We start from the raw sequence: 17,633 nt of genomic DNA, 5'->3' as shown, positions 1-17,633 counted from the left end.
GGACCGGACCGACGACGGCGCGCCCCGTCACCCGCTGCGGGTGACGGGGCGCGCCGTCCTCGCCGGGGACCTCCGCGTCAGTCGCGCCGGCCGGCGCCGACCAGCTCGCGCTCGGCGTCCGGGCCCGGCGCCGCGTCGCCCCAGCCGCTCGGGTCGGCCGCGGCGGCCGGGTCCTCGGGGGCGGGGGTGCGGTCGCGGCGCAGGGAGTCGCCCTCCACGTCCACGTTCGGCAGGATCCGGTCGAGCCAGCGGGGCAGCCACCAGGCCCGGTCGCCGAGCAGGTGCATGACCGCGGGGATCAGCGTCATGCGCACCACGAAGGCGTCGACGAGCACGCCGAAGGCGAGCCCGAAGCCCAGGGGCCGGATCATCGCCATGTGGGAGAACATGAAGCCGGCGAACACCGAGATCATGATGATCGCGGCGGCGGTGACCACGGCCCGGCCGGCCTGGAGCCCCTCCTGCACGGCGGCCCGCGCCGAGCGGCCGTGCACGAACGCCTCCCGCATCCCGGAGACGAGGAACAGCTGGTAGTCCATGGCCAGGCCGAACAGCACGCCCACGAGGATGGTGGGCAGGAAGCTCAGGACCGGGCCCGGCGCGTGCACGCCGAGCAGACCGCCCAGCCAGCCCCACTGGTAGATCGCCACCACCGCGCCGAACGCGGCGAAGAGGGAGAGCATGAACCCGGCGGTCGCCACGACCGGCACGAGGATCGAGCGGAAGACGAGCACCAGCAGCACCAGGGACAGCCCGATCACCACGGTGAGGTACAGCGGCAGCGCGTCGGCCAGCAGCTGGGAGACGTCGATGTTGCCGCCGGTCTGGCCGGTGACGCCGATGCTCACTCCGAGCTCGTCCTCCAGGGCGGGGGACAGGGCGCGCAGGTCGTTGACGAGCCGCTCGGTGGACTCGGCGGCCGGGCCGTCCACGGGCACGACCTGGAACGCGGCGGTCCGGTGGTCCTCCGACAGCCCCGCCGGGACCACCGAGACGACGTCGTCCTCCGCCATGAGCTCCTCGCCCACGGCGAGCTGCAGATCGGCGGCCCCGGACTCGTCCGTGCCCTCCGGCAGGTCGGCGACCACGAGCAGCGGGCCGTTGGCGCCGGCGCCGAACTTCTCGTCGAGGACCTGGTAGGTGCGGTACTGGGTGGAGTCCTCGGGCTCGGAGGAGGCGTCCGGCAGGCCCAGGCGCATCGAGGCCGCGGGGAGCGCGACGACGACGAGCGCGAGCACACCGGCCACGAGGGTCAGCACCGGGTGGCGGGTGGCCACCCCGGGGCGGGGTTCCCCGAGGTGGGCGGGCCGGCGGGCCGCGCGGGTCCGGGCGCGGGCGGAGAGCAGCCGCTCCCCCACCAGGGACAGCAGCGCCGGGGTGAGGGTCACGGCGACCAGCACGGCCACGGCCACGCAGACCGCCGCCGCGGTGCCCATGACGCCCAGGAACGGGATGCCGGTGACGTTGAGCGCGGCCAGGGCGATGATCACGGTCAGCCCGGCGAAGACCACCGCGTTGCCGGAGGTCCCGGTGGCCAGGCCGATGGACTCGTGCAGCTCCGTGCCGGCCAGCAGCTGCTGGCGGTGCCGGTTGAGGATGAACAGCGAGTAGTCGATGCCCACGGCCAGTCCGAGCATGACGCCCAGCATCGGGGTCACCGACATCATGTCCAGCACCCCGGAGAAGGACAGCACGCCGAGGGCGCCGACGGACACGCCGGTGAGTGCCATCAGGATGGGCAGGCCGGCGGCCACGAGGGTGCCGAGCATGACGAGCAGCACGATCCCGGCGATGACCACGCCGATCACCTCGGCGGGGCCGACGAGCTGGGAGATGTCCTGGGCGATCTCCAGGGAGTAGTCGACCTGCACGCCCTCGATCTCCGTGCCGTCCACGGCGGCCTGGAGGGACTCCTTCTCCTCGGCGGTGACCGCCTGCTGCTCGGCGGTGAAGGTCACCACGGCCATCGCGGTGGTGCCGTCCGCGGAGACCGTGCGGGTCTCCTCGGCCAGGGCCATCATCCGCTCGCCGCGGTCGAGCTCGGGCAGGCCGTCCGCGAGCTGCTCCCGGTTGCGCTCGAGCTCCGCGCGGCCGTCGTCGAGGGCCTCCTGGCGCTCGTCGAGCTCGTCGAGGACCTGGTCGGGGGCGTCGGCCCGCTCGGCCTGCTCCCGGGCGGTGTCGAGCTTCTCCTGGTTCTCGTCGAGCGTGTCCTCGGCGGCGTCGAGCTGCGCGCGGCCGTCGGCGGCCTGTTCGCGCCCGTCCGCGAGCTGCTGCTCCTGCGCCTCGCGCTCGTCCTGGGCGGCGAACGGGTCCAGGACGCCGTCGACGCCCGGGGACTCCTCCGCCTCGGTGAGCGCCTTCCCGATCTGCTCGCGCTGGTCCGCGGTGAACGGGTCGCCGTCCTCGGTCTGGAACACGATCCGGCCGGTGCCGTGGCCGGCGTCGGGCAGCTCGCTCTGCAGGCGGTCGGCCAGCCGCTGGGTCTCGGTGCCGGGAACGGTGATCGCGTTGGTCAGCTGCCCGCCGAAGGCGGCGAAGGCGCCGCCGGCGAGGAGCAGGACCACCGCCCAGGCCGCGACCACGGCCCAGGCGCGACGGGCGGCGAAGCGCCCGAGTCGGTACAGCAGATGTGCCATGTCTCTTCTCTGTCGGTCGTGTTCCGTGGGTCGTGCTCTGGGGGTCGTGCTCTGTCGGTCGGGTCAGTCGGCGAAGCCGTGGCGCAGGCGCTCCACGGCGGTGCGCAGCAGCCGGCGCCAGGTCTCGCGGCTGTCCGGGGTGTCCACCGCGCCGGTCTCCTCGGCCCACCGCTCGAAGGACACGGCCAGGGCGTGGAGCAGCAGGCTTGCGAGCAGGTCCACGGTGAAGGAGGGTGCGCCGGGGACCCGGTCGGTGATCTCGGCGGCCAGCCGGGCGGTGAGGGTCTGGAACACCTCGTGCGCCCACATCGCGGTGATGGGGCTGTCCCCGCTCGCGCCCATCAGGTGGGCGATGTGGCACATGGCGGGGACGAGCTCGGTCCGCTCGATGACGTCGGCCAGCTGCTCGAGGACGGCGCCGGGGCTGGGGTTCGCGGGCGGCGGGGTGGCCTCCACGACGCGCGCGAAGTTGTCGACGAACACGCCGAGCAGCTCGCTGAAGCGCGCGTAGACCGCGTCGTCCGCGGAGGCGAAGTGGTTGAAGATGGTGCGCCGCGAGACCCCGGCCCGATCGGCGAGGTCGTTGACGGTGAAGCGCCCCAGTCCGCGCTCCGCGGCCAGGGCCGCGGCGGCGTCGATGATGGCGCGGCGGTTGTGGTACTTCACGGCCTCCCGCCGGTCCTCCGGGGGGTGGTGCCGGGCGGGCTCGGCGGGCAGGTTCGTCACGAGTGCTGACACTAGGTGCAACCATGCACTCCGTGCAACATTGCACTTTGTGCAACGTGCCACACCGGACGCGGCCCGCCCGGAACGCCGACCGCGGGAAATGGAGGGGGCGAAGGATCACGGCCGGGTCACGATCCGCGGCGAGAACCCTGCGGGAGGGCCCTCGGGGGTGGCCGCACGGTGATCCTCCCGCGTACGGTCGTCCCCGTCCTGCCGGAACGGCACCGAGCACAGCACGACGACGAGGAGACCACCATGCACCGCTTCCCCCGGACCGCAGCCTCCGCGGCGGCCGCGCTCCTCCTGGCCGGCACCGCCGCCGGCTGCGCCGAGGAGACCGAGCTGACCCGCGCCGACCAGTCGGGCGTGCCCACCGAGGAGCTCGTGGGCGAGGCCATGACGCTCACCGGCGAGGTGCAGGAGGTCCTGGCCCATCAGGTGATCGCCATCGGCGCGGAGGACACGCTCGTGCTCGCAGACCAGCTGCCGGAGGGGCTGTCCGTGGGCGACGAGGTCGAGGCCACCGGCACGGTGGAGGAGCGGGACGTCTTCACGGTCGACGACTACGAGGCGCTGCAGGCGGTCGCCGACGAGGAGACGGCGCAGCTCTACGTCGACCGCGGCGAGGAGCTCATCCTCGTCGACGCGACCGTGACGCGAACGGACTGACCCTCCGCACTCCCCCGCGGACGGACGGACGGACGGGCCTGCGCCCGCGCCCCGGGCAGGGTCCGCGCGCCCGTGCCCTACCGTGGGCCAGGAGCAGACCGGCGCGACCGAGAGGACAGCAGTGGCGAGGAACGACGGCACCCGGCACGAGCACCGGCGGCCGGTCGACGAGGCCGAGCAGCTAGGCCTCGCGGAGGGGCTCGCGCGCCGGCTCGACCGGCCGATGGGCGTGCTGGGCGTGCTGTTCCTGTTCGTGGTGCTCGGGCAGCTGCTCGCCGAGGACCCCGGGCTCGTGGCCCTCCTCAACGTGGTCGGCTGGCTCTTCTGGGCCGTGTTCGTCGGCGAGTTCCTGCTCCGGGCCTACGTCGCCGGGTTCTCCGCCCGGTTCTGGAAGCGCAACTGGTGGCAGGTGCTGTTCCTGCTGCTGCCCTTCCTGCGCTTCGTCCGTGCGCTGCAGGCCGCCCGGCTGCTCCGGCTCACCCGCCTGACGCGGGCGGGGAGCGTGCTCTCGGCCGGGGTGCGCGGCTCCCGCTCGGCGGGGAAGCTGCTGTCCAGCAGGATCGGCTGGCTCGCGGCGGTCACCGGCGTCGTCGTGCTGGTCTCGAGCCAGCTGCTGTACGTCCTCGGCCACTACGCGGGATACGGCCCGGCGCTGTCCGACGCGGCGATGTCCACCGTCACGGGCCGGGAGCTCGGGGCGCAGGGAGGCTTCCCCCGCGTGCTGGAGGTGGTGCTGGCGCTCTACTCGGTGGCCGTCTTCGCCACCCTCGCCGGCTCCGTCGGGGCGTACTTCCTCCGGGGCGAGGCCGCGGCCGGATCAGAGGCTGCCTCGCAGCCCGGACCGGGGTCCGCACCGGGGTCCGGGACCGGCCACTATGCGGGCCGGGAGAGCGCCGAGTAGGCTGGGGCCGACCGAACAGATCAGCAGGCTGTCCATCCGGCCCGGAGGGGACGGCCCTGAGAAGGAGGATCGATGAAGGCTCTGACATGGCAGGGAAAGCGCTCCGTGAGCGTCGAGGAGGTCCCGGATCCGCAGATCCAGGAGCCCACGGACGCGATCGTCCGGATCACCTCGTCCGGGATCTGCGGGTCGGACCTGCACCTGTACGAGGTGCTGGGCCCGTTCATGGACAAGGGCGACATCATCGGCCACGAGCCGATGGGCATCGTCGAGGAGGTCGGCTCGGCCGTCACCCACATCAAGGCCGGGGACCGTGTGGTCATCCCGTTCAACGTCTCCTGCGGGCACTGCTTCATGTGCAACCAGGGGCTGCAGTCGCAGTGCGAGACCACGCAGGTCCGCGAGTACAACAGCGGCGCGGCGTTCCTCGGCTACTCGCGGCTCTACGGCTCGGTGCCGGGCGGCCAGGCCGAGTACCTCCGGGTGCCGCACGCCGACTACGGGCCCATCAAGGTCCCCGAGACCGGTGAGGACGAGCGGTACCTGTACCTCTCCGACGTGGTGCCCACCGCGTGGCAGGCCGTGAAGTACGCCGCTCCCCCGGAGGGCGGCTCCCTGGCCGTGCTGGGCCTGGGGCCGATCGGCCAGATGTCCGCCCGGATCGGCCGGCACCTGGGCTACCGCGTGCTCGCGGTGGACCCGGTCGCCGAGCGCCGGGCGATGGCCGAGCGCCACGGCATCGAGACGCTGGACTCCTCGGGCGACGTGGCCGAGCGACTGAAGGACCTCACCGACGGCCGCGGTCCGGACTCCGTGGTGGACGCGGTCGGGATGGAGGCGCACGGCTCCCACGTGGCCGGCGTGGCGCACAAGGCGGTGGGACTGCTGCCGTCCCCGCTGGGCCGCAAGGCGATGGAGACGGCCGGGGTGGACAAGCTCGACGCGCTGTACACCGCCATCGACGCCGTCCGGCGCGGCGGGACGATCTCGCTCAGCGGCGTGTACGGCGGCATGAAGGACCCCATGCCGATGCTCACGCTGTTCGACAAGCAGGTCCAGATGCGCATGGGCCAGTGCAACGTGAAGTTCTGGATCGACGAGCTCCTGCCGCTCGTGGACGACCCCTCGGACCCGCTGGGCGTGCTCGACCTGGCGACCCACCAGGTGCCGCTGGCGCAGGCGCCCGAGATGTACGAGAAGTTCCAGAAGAAGGAGGACGGCTGCATCAAGGTGGTGCTCAAGCCGTAGCCCCGCCCACCGCGGACGTGCCGCCGGCCCCCGTTCCTCGCGAAGGACGGGGGCCGGCGCGTTCCCGGCCCCCGGCGCTCACCGGCAGTGCCCGGCCGGCCGCGCCGGGCCCACGAGTTCGGCTCGCCCTGTTCAGTCCGACCCGCTAGACCCACCGAGTTCAGCTCGCCTGTTCAGCCCGACCCGCGCAACCCACCGGGTCCAGCTCGCCCGGTTCAGCTCATCGAGTTCAGCTCGACCTGCTCAGCCCACCGTGATGCGCACCCGGGCCGGCAGCAGGGCGTCGAGGTCGCCGTCCAGGGCCAGGGCGGGCGTGCTCGAGCCGAGGGCGGCGGCGGGGACGCCGCGCACCGCCATGCGCAGGGCGAGCTCCGTGGTCAGCCACGGGGTGGTGCCGTAGCCGGGGTTGCCCTGCGCCTCCAGCACCGCGGGGAAGCTGCTGCCCTCGTGGGTGGTGAACACGCCGCGGGTGGTCCAGGACCAGCCGGTGAGCACGTCGCCGGCCGGGCCCGTCCCGACCTGGGGCAGGACCCCCGCCAGGACGTCGGCGAGCCGCGCGCGCACCGGGTGCGGCAGGCCGGCGGCGAGGCCGGCGAGCGCCTGGAAGACGGCCACCGCCGCGGCGGCGGCGCAGCGCCCGGCCCCGCGGAGCCCGCCCGCGCGGCCGACGTCCATGGCCTCGCGGAAGGCCAGGGGGTGCGCGGCGGCCCCCGGGACGGGGCTGAGGGCCTGGGTGCGGTGCACCACCGGGGGATTGATCGCCGCGAGCGGGCTCATGGCCGCGAGCACCCGGCCGCGGGCGGTCCGGGCGCGCAGGCGGAGCGGGCTGGTCGCGCGGACGGCGTCGGGGTCCGCGGCGGTCCCGCTGCCCGGCGCGGGGTCCGGGAGTCGGGCGGCGACGTCCCCGGTGCGGGCGGGGTCCGGGTCCCGCAGCACCTCGACGAGGCTCTGCACGGTCCCGCCCGAGACCGAGTCCGAGAACCCGGTCCCCGGCGGCGTGCGCACGGAGGTGACGAGGTCCGCGGAGCGCAGCGTCTCGCCCCGCGCGGCGGCGTGCCGGCGGGCGGCGTCGACGAGGACGTCGGCGGGCAGGGCCTCGAAGCCCGCGGTGTGCACGATCGCGATCCCGGCGGCCCGTGCGGCCTCGTGCAGGTCCCGGTCGGTGCGGTGGGCGAGCTGCGACTCGCCCGTCAGGTCCAGGTAGTGGGTGCCCTCCGCCACGCACGCGGCGAGCACCGGGGGCGCCAGCCGCGTGTAGGGCCCGGCGAGGTTCACCAGCACGTCGACCCGCCGGACGAACGCGCGCAGCGAGCCGGGCTCGGCGACGTCGGCGTGCAGGACCTCGGGGACGGGGAGGCCCCGGTCGGCGCACAGCGCTCGCACGCGCTCGGGGTCCCGGGCGCCGACGACGACGTCCACCCCCGCCTCGGGCGCCCGCGCCAGGAGATGGGCCAGCGCCACGCGCCCGGTGATGCCGGTGGCGCCGAGAAGGCCCACGACGGGCCGGGACGTCTGCTCGGGTTCCATCCGGCCACTCTAGGGGAACGGCCCGGGCGCCGGCCGGGAGCGGATGCCCCGGGCCCCGTCCCGCCCCTGGTGGCGGTCAGGTCCAGGGCCTACCGTGGCGGTCGAGGACCCGTGCACTCCGACCCGTGCACTCCGACCCCTGCATGCCACCCCGGGAGTCCCGACCCGCGACTCCCGAACCGCGCCACTCGAGAAAGGCCCCGCCGTGACCGCCTCCCCTGTCAGCACCGGCCGCACCGACCTCCGGCCGACCCGCGCGGACCGCGTCCGCCAGGTCCTGGTCACCGTCAGCGAGATCGCGTGCCTGCTGGGCACGCTCGTCGGCATCGGCGTCTTCGGCACCCGGGTCGAGGAGTCGTCCGGCGGCAGCCTCTCCGCGGACGCCACCCTGCTCGCCCCGGCCGGCACGGCGTTCTCGATCTGGTCGGTCATCTACCTGGGACTGTTCGCCTACACCGTCTGGCAGTGGCTGCCCTCGCGGACGACGGACCCCCGGGCCCGCGCCACCGGCCGGCTCGCGGCGGCGTCCATGCTCCTCAACGCCGGCTGGCTGCTGGTCACCCAGCAGGGCTGGATCTGGGCCAGCGTCGGGGTGATCGTCGCCCTGGTCCTGGTCCTGGGCCTGCTGGTGGTGCGCCTGACCGAGGTCCCCGGCCGGCGCGGCCCGCTCGACCTGATCGTGGTCGACGGCACCTTCGGGCTGTACCTGGGCTGGGTGTCCGTCGCGACGGCGGCCAACGTGGCGGCCGCCCTCGTGTCCTCGGGCGTGTCGCAGGAGGGCCGGGGCGCCGAGTGGATCGGCGTCGTCGTCGTGCTCGTGCTCGCGGCGGTGGTCGCCGCCATCCAGCGGCGGGTCGGCGGGCGCTGGGCCGTGGCCGCCGCCTCCGCGTGGGGGCTGTGCTGGATCGCGGTCGGCCGGGCCACGGACGAGCCGCGGTCCGTGCTCCTGGCCTGGGGCGCGGCCGCGGCGGCGGTCCTGGTGGTGCTGGCCACGGCGTACGTCCGCCGCCGTGCCGGTGCCGGCACCGGCGCACAGCATGCCGACCAGCACGAGGCAGAGCGGCGCCGGGCCGAGCGGCGCCGGGCCGGTCGGGCCGTGGAGGACCGGGCGGTGGGCGAGCAGCGCTGAGGACCCTGCTCCCGCCGCCGCTTCCCGGCGCGGCCGGTCAGCCGCGCAGCTGCCCGAGCGCCCGCACGGCCGCGTCCCCGTAGCCGCCGCCGAACCGGACGGCGTGCACCAGCAGCGGCGGCAGCTGGTACCACGGCACCCGCTCCTGCCAGCCGGGCGCGAGCGGGTGCTCGGCGTCGTAGGCGGCCAGGCACTCCTCGCCGAAGCCGCCGAACAGCAGCATCATCGCGATGTCGACCTCGCGGTGGCCCCAGTGCGCCGACGGGTCGATCAGCCAGTTCCGGCCCCGGACGTCCACGAGCCGGTTCCCGGCCCACAGGTCGCCGTGCACCAGGGTGGGGGGCTCCGGCGGCCCCGCGAGCTCCTCGGCCCGCGGGGCGAGCTCCTCGAGCAGGTCCGCGGCGTGCGGGGCGATCCGGCCGGTCCCGAGCGCGTCCCGCAGGAGCGGGCGGATCCGCCGGTCGAGCAGGAACGCGGCCCAGTCCTGGGTCGGGGACAGGTCCACCGCGAAGGACCCGATCCGCCCGGGCAGCTCCGGGTCGAGCCCGCCGAAGGCCTTCCCCCGCACCCGGTGCAGCGCCGCGAGCCCGCGCCCGCACTCCGCCTCGGTCCCGGACGGGCGCCGGCCCGGGGCCTCGTCGATCCACTCGAGGACGATGCCGTCGTCCGTCCACCGCACGACCTCCGGCACCCCGAGGAGCTCCGGCACGTGCTCCCGCAGGGCGTGCAGTCCCGCGACCTCCGCCGCCATCATCCCGGCGGGCGGGTCCGCCATGGTCTTCGCGAACAGGGGCCCCCGCGCCGTCTCCAGGCGGAAGGCCGCCGCGGTGTCGCCGCCGCCCAGCGGGGTGGCCCGTTCCACCCCGAGGCCGTCGAGGAGCTCGTCGGTGAGGTCGTGCGGCAGATCGGCCGCCCGGTCGAAGGTGCTCATGCTGTCCGTCCTGGTCGATGCGTCCTGCTCCGTGCCCGTGCTCCGCGGGGAGACCCTGCCGGCGTCATGCCGGCGTCCGGCCGGTGCCTCGCCGCGTCCCGCCTACGTCTGGAGCCGATCCGTGAGGTCCACGCCGGCCCGTGCCCGCACCACGGCGTCGACGGCGCGGATGAACCCGAGGTGGCTGAACGCCTGGGGGAAGTTCCCGGCGAGCCGCCCGCTGACGGGGTCGAACTCCTCGGCGTAGAGGCCGAGGTCGTTGGCGTAGCCCGCGAGCTGCTCCAGGAGCTCACCGGCGTCCTCCACCCGGCCGCTGCGCGCGTACTGCTCCACGAGCCAGAACGTGCAGATGAGGAAGGGGTACTCGTCGCCCTCCAGACCGTCCAGGCCGGAGGCGGTCCGGTAGCGGTGCACCAGCCCGTGCGCCCCCCGCAGGTCCCGCTCGATCCGGGCCACGGTGCCGAGCATCCGCGGGTCGTCGTAGGCCACGAAGCCCGTGTGCGGCAGCTGCAGCAGCGAGGCGTCCACCTCGGTGTTGTCGTAGGTCTGCGTGAACGTGTTCAGCTCCGTGTCGAAGCCGTGCTCCAGGATCTCGGCGCACAGCCGGTCCCGCAGCTCACGCCACCGCTCCACCGGCCCGGAGAACCCGTGCTCCTCGACGGCGCGCACGCCCTGGTCGAAGGCCGCCCACATCATGGCGCGCCCGTGCACGAAGAACGCGGCGGACCCGCGCATCTCCCAGATCCCGTGGCCGGCCCGGTCGAAGTTGCGCTCGCAGAAGCGCAGCAGGTTCTTCTGCAACCCCCAGGACCACCGGTCCTCCTCCACGCCGGCGTCCCGGAGGGCGGCGAGCGCGAGCATGACCTCCCCGACGACGTCCGACTGGAACTGGCCCACGGCGCCGTTGCCGATCCGCACCGGAGCCGAGCCCTCGTACCCGCCGAGGTGGCCCAGCTCGCTCTCGGGCAGCCGGCGCTCCCCCGCCAGGCCGTACATGATCTGGACCTGGTCGGGATCCCCGGCCACGGCCCGCAGCAGCCAGTTGCGCCAGAGCAGCGCGCCGTCGGTGAAGTCGTGGGCGACGAGCACCTCGATGGTCAGTGCCGCGTCCCGGAGCCACGTGTAGCGGTAGTCCCAGTTGCGGCTGCCCCCGAACTCCTCGGGCAGGGAGGTGGTGGGGGCCGCGACGATCCCGCCGGTCCCGCGGTGGGTGAGGGCCCGCAGCACGAGCAGCGAGCGCAGGACGGCCTGCTCGTGGCGCTTGTGGGTGCCCACGTGGGAGGACCACTCGGTCCAGAAGGACACCGCGCGGTCGAGGGCGTCGGCGGGGTCCACGGGGGTGGGCAGCCCGTGGTGGGACTCGTGCCAGGTCAGCACCCAGTCGAGGGACTCCCCGGCCGAGAGCCCGAAGCGCCCGCCGAGCCGGTCGGCCACGGCACCCTCGTCCTCGTCGAGGTCCCCGGGCTGCTCCGGGGCGGCGGCTGGGGCCGCGTCCGGGGCGGCGTCCTCGAGCGGCTCGACGCGGGGGAAGTCCTCGGGGTGCAGCATCGGCCCGGTCAGGAGCAGGGCGTCGGGGCCGGCGATGGAGAGCTGCCCGCAGGTGCCGTTGCCGTCGATGTCGACTCGCCGCGTCCAGGGCACGGCGCGCCCGTAGTCGAAGCGGATCCTCAGGTCGTGCTCCACCTCGACCGTCCCCGAGACGCACTCGACCCGCCGCACGAGGTCGGCGTGGTCGGGGTGGTCGTCGCCGGCGGCCGCCGGGGGCAGGAAGTCGGTCACCACGACGGTCCCGGTGGGGGTGCGCCACGTCGTCTCCAGCACGAAGGTGCGGGGCAGGTAGCGGCGCGACGTGACCACGCCGTCGACGGCGGAGAGCTTCCAGCGTCCGTCCTCGGGCGTGCCCAGCAGGGCCGCGAAGACCGACGGGGAGTCGAAGCGGGGGAAGCACAGCCAGTCGACGCTGCCGTCCCGGGACACGAGCGGCCCGGTGTGCAGGTCGGACAGGAGCGCGTAGTCCTCCAGAGGGGTGGACCGGGGCCGGTTCGCGTCGTCGTTCATCCGCCCATTCAACCAGCCGCGGCCGGGCGTCCGGTCGGCGCAGGCCAGGGGGGCGCGCGGGTGTGCGCCCCCCTGGCCCGGGGTACCGTGCTGGCATGACAAGCATCAGGACCCTGATCATCTTCGGCGCCACCGGCGACCTCACGTCCCGCCTGCTCCTGCCGGGCCTGGGCACGCTCCTGAGCTCGGCCCCGGAGCTGCGCATCGACGTGGTCGGCTCCTCGCGGGAACCCGCGGAGGACTGGGCACAGGTCGTGGCCGAGGCCTTCGACTCCGTCGGCGCGAGCGGGCCCGCCGCCGCGCACACCCGGGAGACCGCCCGCTACGTGGCGGGCGACGTCACCGACGCCGGGGACCTCGAGCGGCTGCTCGACGACGTCGAGGGCCCCGTCTGCCTGTACTTCGCCCTGCCTCCCGCGGTGACCGCGCAGGCGTGCGAGGTCATGGCCGGGCTGGACCTGCCGGAGGACCTGGTGCTGGCCCTCGAGAAGCCGATCGGCTCCGACACGCGGACCGCGCGGGAGCTGAACCGGCTCGTGGGCCGGCTCGTCCCCGAGGAGCGGACCTTCCGGGTGGACCACTTCCTGGGCATGCCGGCGGTGCTCAACTTCGTGGGGCTGCGCTTCGCCAACCGGCTGCTGGAGCCGCTCATGAGCCGGGAGCACGTGGAGTCCGTGGAGATCGTCTTCGACGAGACCCTGGGCCTGGAGGGCCGCGCGGGCTTCTACGAGGCCACGGGAGCGCTGCGGGACATGATCCAGTCCCACCTGCTGCAGGTCATGGCCCTCGTCATGATGGAACCGCCCTCCTCCTTCGACCAGGTGGAGATCCCCACGCTGACCAGCCACGTCCTGCGGGCCACGAAGCTCTGGCAGGGCGACGCGGCGGGCGCCGCGACCCGGGGCCGCTACACCGCCGGCAGCGTGGACGGCCGTGAGCTGCCCGACTACACGGCCGAGGACGGCGTGGACCCGGAGCGCGGGACGGAGACGTTCGCGCAGGTGGTCCTCGAGGTCGACACGTGGCGCTGGAACGGCGTGCCCGTCACCCTGCGCTCGGGCAAGGCGATCGGCAACCCCCGCCAGGAGATCGCCATCACGTTCCGCCGCCCGCCGCACGACTACGAGCAGCTGCCCCGCTCGGGGGACGTCGCGCCGGACGTCCTGCGCATGGGCCTCGAGGAGGAGCAGCTGACCCTGGAGCTGAACGTGGGCGGGCCCTTCGACTCCCGGGGCATGACCCGGGTGACGCTCTCGTCCGGGATGGCCAGGCCGGGCCTGACCGCCTACGGCAGCGTGCTGCGGGGCGTCCTCGAGGGCGACCACACCTTCGGCGTCCGCGGGGACGCGGCGGAGCAGGGGTGGCGCATCGTCGACGAGGTGCTGGCCGCCTTCGAGGACGGCCGGGTCCCGCTGCTCGAGTACCCGGCCGGCAGCTCCGGGCCCGTCTGAGCGGCGGCACCGGCCGGACCGCGGCCGGGCGCCGGGCGTCCGCGGGAACGCCCCGGGGCGCCCGGCCGCCCGGCGCCCCGGGGGCTAGAGGTCGCCGATCGCGGAGCCGAGCAGGCGGACCGGCTCGAAGGCCTCCGCGTTGGTGTTCTTCGCCTGCGCCCCGCGGAAGGCGGCCATCCCGCGCACCCGCCCGGGGGTCATGTAGGGCTTGCCGGCCTGGTCCCGGTGGGAGAGCACGGCCTCGACCTTGACGTCGACGTAGCCGTCGATGTCCACGAACACGGACGGGTCGAAGTCGCGGGTCACCGACGGGGACTCGAAGCACAGGATCGAGTGGTGGGCCCGGGCGGCGCGCAGGGTGGCCTGGTGCACCGCGTAGTGGTCCTGGTGCTGGTCGTGGGCCGAGTGGGTGAAGATCACGTCCGGCTCGAACTCCCGGATCGCGGCCTCGATGGCCCGGACCATGTCGTTGGTGACCGTCTCGAGCTTCGTGTCCGGGAACTCGTGCACCCGCAGACCCGTCAGCCCCAGGAACGAGGCGCCGCGCTGGGCCTCGGCCGGTCGCAGCCCGGCGTTGCCTCCGACCTCGCCGGAGCTCATCACCAGGCCGCGGACCTCGTGGCCGGTGTCGACCAGCTTGGCCAGGGTTGCCCCGCAGGCGAGCTCGAGGTCGTCCGGGTGCGCCCCCACGGCCAGCACCTTCCGGCGCTCGACCACGGTGGTGGCGGGGATCCGCCGCTCGGCGATGACGAAGCCGAAGACCCCGGTGGCGACCAGGGTGGCCACCGCGATCGCGTCGCAGACCAGGGTCACGGGCATGATCGTGGCGCACCACAGGTTGAGCACCAGCAGCACCGCGTACACGGCGACGATGGCCTGGCGCAGCGACCTGGCCCCGGCGATGAACCGCTTGTGCCGCGTGTAGGCGGCGTTCGACAGGACGTAGACGAGGACGACGGTGCTCAGCAGAGCACCCACGACGGATGGCAACATGTTTCCCCCCAGGAATGATCGGCCCGGCCCGGAAGCTCCTTCGCTCCGGGTCGATGACGCCACCGGCCCCCCGACCGGTTCGACGTCCACCCCGCCGCGGTGGTCACCACCGGGTCGGGTATGGATCAGTTTGCATGAGGAAACAGTTTTTTGCATCCGTTAATGGCCGTTCGGACGACCCCACATCCGCCCACATCGGCCGGCGACGCACCTGGCCAACTTTATAGTCAGCCTGCTTTCGTATTGCTCCGTTTCGTGTGAGACTGGGCGGACACCGCTCGAGGAGTTCACCGTTCACGGTGACCACCACAGGAAAGAGGTACGTCCATGATCAGCACGATCCAGAACCTTGGTGTCCGCAGCGAGCACGCCTACGCGGCGGGCTTCGCCTCCATCGGCCTGTCCGTCCTCTCCTGGGCGGCCAGCCTCGGCAAGAGCAAGTCCAAGCCCCAGGCCGACCGCTGGGGCCTGTTCGTGGGCGAGTGGACGCCGACCTTCTTCGCGATCGGCGTCGCGCTGAAGCTCGAGGAGACCTCCTCCAAGAAGTAGGTCCCCGGGACAGCGCGTCCCCGGACGCCGCGGCGGCCCCCACCCCTCTGCGGGTGGGGGCCGCCGCCGTGTCCGGGACCGGGCTCAGCGCCTGGCCCGAGGCAGGTCCTTCACGGCAGGGCCCTCGAGCAGGGAGCCGTCGGCGGCGAAGCGGGAGCCGTGCAGGGGGCAGTCCCACGAGCGTTCGGCGTCGTTCCAGCGCAGCACGCCGCCGAGGTGCGTGCAGACGCCGGAGACCTTGCAGGTGGTGCCGTCGACGGTGGACACGGCCACGGGGCGGCCGTGCTCGCGTCCGACGACGCCCTGCCCCTCCGCGGGCGCCCCGGCCGGCAGCTCCTTGAGCTCGGCCCTGAGCCAGTCCTTGGGCGCGTTGAGGCCCACCCCCGCGTTGACGCGCAGGGCGGTCAGGATGTCCGACGGCGAGGTCACGCGCCGGCCCAGCGTCTCGGCCCACGGCACGCTGCCGCCGAGGATCTCGGCGTTCAGCGCGATCGCGGCGGCGACGGCGTTGCTCATCCCCCACTTGTTGTAGCCGGTGGCGAGATAGATGTTGCCGCCGCCGCGGGGCAGGGTGCCGATGAAGGGGATGAGGTTGACCGACTCGTAGTCCTGGGCCGCCCACACGTGCGTGCGCTCGGCCCCCGGGAACCAGCGCTGCGTCCAGGACTCGAGGTCGTCCACGGCCGCCTGCGGGGAGGCGGACCGTCCCACCACGTGGTCGTTGCCGCCCACCAGGAGCAGCTCCTCCCCGCCGACCGGCACGGTGCGCAGCGTGCGGGTCGGGCTGTCCGCGGTGATGTACATGCCCTCCGGGACGGACCCCGGCGCCCCGGGGACCCGGTAGGTCAGGGCGTAGGAGCGGTTCGGGGAGAGCTTCGCGAAGTACCCGCCGCGGTCCAGGACCGGGGTGCCCGTGGCGAGCACGAGCCGGTCGGCCCGCACCGGGCCGTGCGAGGTCTGCACCGAGAGGGGTGAGCGGACACCGGCCCCGGTGACCCGGACCCCTTCCACGAGCGTGCCGCCGTGCTCCTTCAGCTCGGCGACGAGGGCGCCGAGCACCTCCATCGGGTGGAACTGGACCTGGTCCGGCATCGTGATGGCCCCGGAGACCTTGTAGGGGAGGCCGGTGTCCCGGGTCCAGTTCATGTGCAGCCCGGCGATGCGGGCGGCCTCGAGCTCCTTGCGCAGCGCGGAGGCGCCCTTCGAGGTCGTGGCGTAGGTGTAGGCGTCGCGGCGCTGGAACGGGACCCCGCGCTCCTCGAGGAACCGGACCAGCCAGTCCATCCCCTCGCGGTTCCCGTCCGCGTAGGCACGCAGCACCTCGTCCGACTGGTGCCGGTGGATCTGGGAGAGCGTGGTGCCCTGCAGCAGGGACAGCTTCGCCGTGGTGTTGCCCGTGGTGACGGCCCCGACGGAACGCGCCTCGAGCACGGCGACCCGCTGGCCCGCACGCGCCAGCAGCACCGCGGTGGTCAGCCCGGTCAGCCCGGCACCTGCGACCACCGTGTCGTAGTGCGCGCCGGGGACGAACCGGTCCGTCGCGGTGGACGGCACCTCGTACGTGTCGAGCCATACGGATCTCATGGAGGAACTCCCTCGTGGTCGCTGCTGCCGGAGTGGTCGTTGCGGTCGCACTTTGGTGCCATCCTGTCGGCCATCAGGTGTGAAGTCCACTGTCCATTCCCGGGGAGGACTCCGCGAGCCCGCTGTCGGTGGCGGTTCCTAGACTCGTCCGCATGCCCCCGGAACCGTCCATGGTCGACATCACCCGCATCTACTACGAACCGGCCGCCGCCGAGCTGCCCCGGGGGCGGCAGGTCCTCGAACGGTGGCCGGACGCCACCCTGGTGGAGGTCCCGAGCCACTGGCAGATCCCGGAGCTGCACGGGGACGAGACCAACGCGCGGCGGTGGGTGCGGATCAAGCGCGAGGCCCTGGTGCTGGGGGTCAAGAAGTCGCTGGCGGCGCGGCCCAACGGCCGGTCGGCGGACTTCATCGCGCCGTCCACGGCCAACGGGTGCGCCATGGCGTGCGCCTACTGCTACGTCCCGCGCCGGAAGGGCTACAGCAACCCGGTGACGGTCTTCGCCAACATCGAGCAGATCACCGGCTACCTGGACCGGCACATCGGCCGGCAGGGCACCAAGCCGGAGCCCAACCAGTGCGACCCGGACGCGTGGGTCTACGACCTCGGGGAGAACAGCGACTGCTCGGTGGACGCCCTGCTCAGCGACAACGTGCAGGACCTCGTGGACCTGTTCCGCCGCCACCCCACGGCCAAGGCGTCCTTCGCCACGAAGTACGTCAACCGGGAGCTGCTGGACTGGGACCCGCAGGGACGGACCCGGGTGCGGTTCTCGCTGATGCCGGCGCACCTGGCCAAGCTCACGGACATCCGGACCACGCCGGTGCCGGAGCGGATCGCCGCCATCGACGACTTCGTGGCGGCCGGCTACGAGGTGCACGTGAACTTCTCGCCGGTGATCGTCACGGACACGTGGCTGGAGGACTGGGCCGAGCTCTTCGAGCAGCTCGACGACGGTCTCAGCGCGGCGGCCAAGGACCAGCTGGCCTCGGAGGTCATCTTCCTGACCCACAACGCCCAGCTCCACGAGGTCAACACGCAGTGGCACCCCAAGGCCGAGGAGGTGCTGTGGCGCCCGGACCTCCAGGAGACCAAGCGCTCCCAGAACGGGGCCCTCAACGTGCGGTACCGGTTCCGGGACAAGCAGCGGTACCTGGAGCAGTTCCTGGACCTGCTCCACGAGAAGCTGCCGTACTGCGACGTCCGCTACGCGTTCTGAGCCGGAGCCCG

Annotated in this window: 14 protein-coding genes; 7 read left to right on the top strand and 7 right to left on the bottom strand. The window is 73.7% G+C overall.

Going from position 1 to position 17,633, the window contains the following annotated elements; genetic code table 11:
* Positions 1-77 precede the first annotated feature (77 nt).
* The gene (locus tag RF640_RS01300; protein WP_176337132.1) at positions 78-2,636 is read right to left on the bottom strand and encodes an MMPL family transporter; all 2,559 of its coding nucleotides are present in this window, start codon (positions 2,634-2,636) and stop codon (positions 78-80) included.
* Positions 2,637-2,699: 63 nt separating this feature from the next.
* Positions 2,700-3,362 (bottom strand): TetR/AcrR family transcriptional regulator, encoded by a 663-nt coding sequence (locus tag RF640_RS01295; RefSeq protein ID WP_017831787.1) that lies wholly within the window; start codon positions 3,360-3,362, stop codon positions 2,700-2,702.
* A gap of 180 nt (positions 3,363-3,542) precedes the next feature.
* On the opposite strand from RF640_RS01295, the gene RF640_RS01290 reads away from it, so the two are divergent.
* From RF640_RS01290 to RF640_RS01280, 3 genes are all read left to right on the top strand, one after another.
* A complete protein-coding gene (locus RF640_RS01290) occupies positions 3,543-4,031 on the top strand; it encodes a hypothetical protein (RefSeq protein ID WP_368826240.1) in 489 nt (162 codons plus the stop codon).
* Between the two features lie 121 nt (positions 4,032-4,152).
* Complete coding sequence (locus RF640_RS01285) at positions 4,153-4,932, top strand: hypothetical protein (RefSeq protein ID WP_217905338.1); 780 nt, start codon at positions 4,153-4,155, stop codon at positions 4,930-4,932.
* A gap of 72 nt (positions 4,933-5,004) precedes the next feature.
* Positions 5,005-6,180, top strand: a complete 1,176-nt coding sequence (locus tag RF640_RS01280; RefSeq protein WP_058875064.1) for a zinc-dependent alcohol dehydrogenase — start codon at positions 5,005-5,007, stop codon at positions 6,178-6,180.
* A 243-nt stretch (positions 6,181-6,423) separates the two neighbouring features.
* On the opposite strand, the gene RF640_RS01275 is transcribed toward RF640_RS01280, so the two are convergent.
* Entirely contained in the window at positions 6,424-7,707 is a 1,284-nt protein-coding gene (locus RF640_RS01275; RefSeq protein ID WP_368826238.1) for a saccharopine dehydrogenase NADP-binding domain-containing protein, read from the bottom strand.
* Between the two features lie 205 nt (positions 7,708-7,912).
* Between RF640_RS01275 and RF640_RS01270 the strand changes: the two genes are divergently transcribed.
* Positions 7,913-8,836, top strand: coding sequence for a tryptophan-rich sensory protein (locus RF640_RS01270; RefSeq protein ID WP_368826236.1), 924 nt, complete (start codon positions 7,913-7,915; stop codon positions 8,834-8,836).
* A gap of 37 nt (positions 8,837-8,873) precedes the next feature.
* Here the strand turns inward: RF640_RS01270 and RF640_RS01265 are convergent, their stop codons facing one another.
* Together RF640_RS01265 and RF640_RS01260 are read right to left on the bottom strand one after the other, a co-directional pair.
* The gene (locus RF640_RS01265) at positions 8,874-9,767 is read right to left on the bottom strand and encodes a fructosamine kinase family protein (protein WP_284563035.1); all 894 of its coding nucleotides are present in this window, start codon (positions 9,765-9,767) and stop codon (positions 8,874-8,876) included.
* Positions 9,768-9,869: 102 nt separating this feature from the next.
* Positions 9,870-11,825 (bottom strand): glycoside hydrolase family 15 protein, encoded by a 1,956-nt coding sequence (locus tag RF640_RS01260; protein WP_017831780.1) that lies wholly within the window; start codon positions 11,823-11,825, stop codon positions 9,870-9,872.
* A 95-nt stretch (positions 11,826-11,920) separates the two neighbouring features.
* On the opposite strand from RF640_RS01260, the gene RF640_RS01255 reads away from it, so the two are divergent.
* Entirely contained in the window at positions 11,921-13,276 is a 1,356-nt protein-coding gene (locus RF640_RS01255) for a glucose-6-phosphate dehydrogenase (protein ID WP_251356262.1), read from the top strand.
* Between the two features lie 84 nt (positions 13,277-13,360).
* On the opposite strand, the gene RF640_RS01250 is transcribed toward RF640_RS01255, so the two are convergent.
* Entirely contained in the window at positions 13,361-14,254 is an 894-nt protein-coding gene (locus RF640_RS01250) for a PIG-L deacetylase family protein (RefSeq protein ID WP_237740395.1), read from the bottom strand.
* Positions 14,255-14,596: 342 nt separating this feature from the next.
* Here RF640_RS01250 and RF640_RS01245 point away from each other — a divergent pair, with 342 nt between their 5' ends.
* Complete coding sequence (locus tag RF640_RS01245; RefSeq protein ID WP_017831777.1) at positions 14,597-14,818, top strand: hypothetical protein; 222 nt, start codon at positions 14,597-14,599, stop codon at positions 14,816-14,818.
* 84 nt (positions 14,819-14,902) lie between these two features.
* Here the strand turns inward: RF640_RS01245 and RF640_RS01240 are convergent, their stop codons facing one another.
* Positions 14,903-16,402, bottom strand: a complete 1,500-nt coding sequence (locus RF640_RS01240; RefSeq protein WP_368826233.1) for an FAD-dependent oxidoreductase — start codon at positions 16,400-16,402, stop codon at positions 14,903-14,905.
* 152 nt (positions 16,403-16,554) lie between these two features.
* Between RF640_RS01240 and RF640_RS01235 the strand changes: the two genes are divergently transcribed.
* On the top strand, positions 16,555-17,622 hold the full coding sequence (locus RF640_RS01235) for a spore photoproduct lyase family protein (RefSeq protein WP_031282142.1): 1,068 nt from the start codon (positions 16,555-16,557) through the stop codon (positions 17,620-17,622).
* Positions 17,623-17,633: the final 11 nt, after the last annotated feature.

This window comes from Kocuria sp. CPCC 205231, assembly GCF_040980965.1.
GTDB classification, from domain to species: domain Bacteria; phylum Actinomycetota; class Actinomycetes; order Actinomycetales; family Micrococcaceae; genus Kocuria; species Kocuria rosea.
The sequence above is the reverse complement of the archived record's forward strand: the minus strand, read 5'-3'. Positions and strand labels throughout refer to the sequence as shown.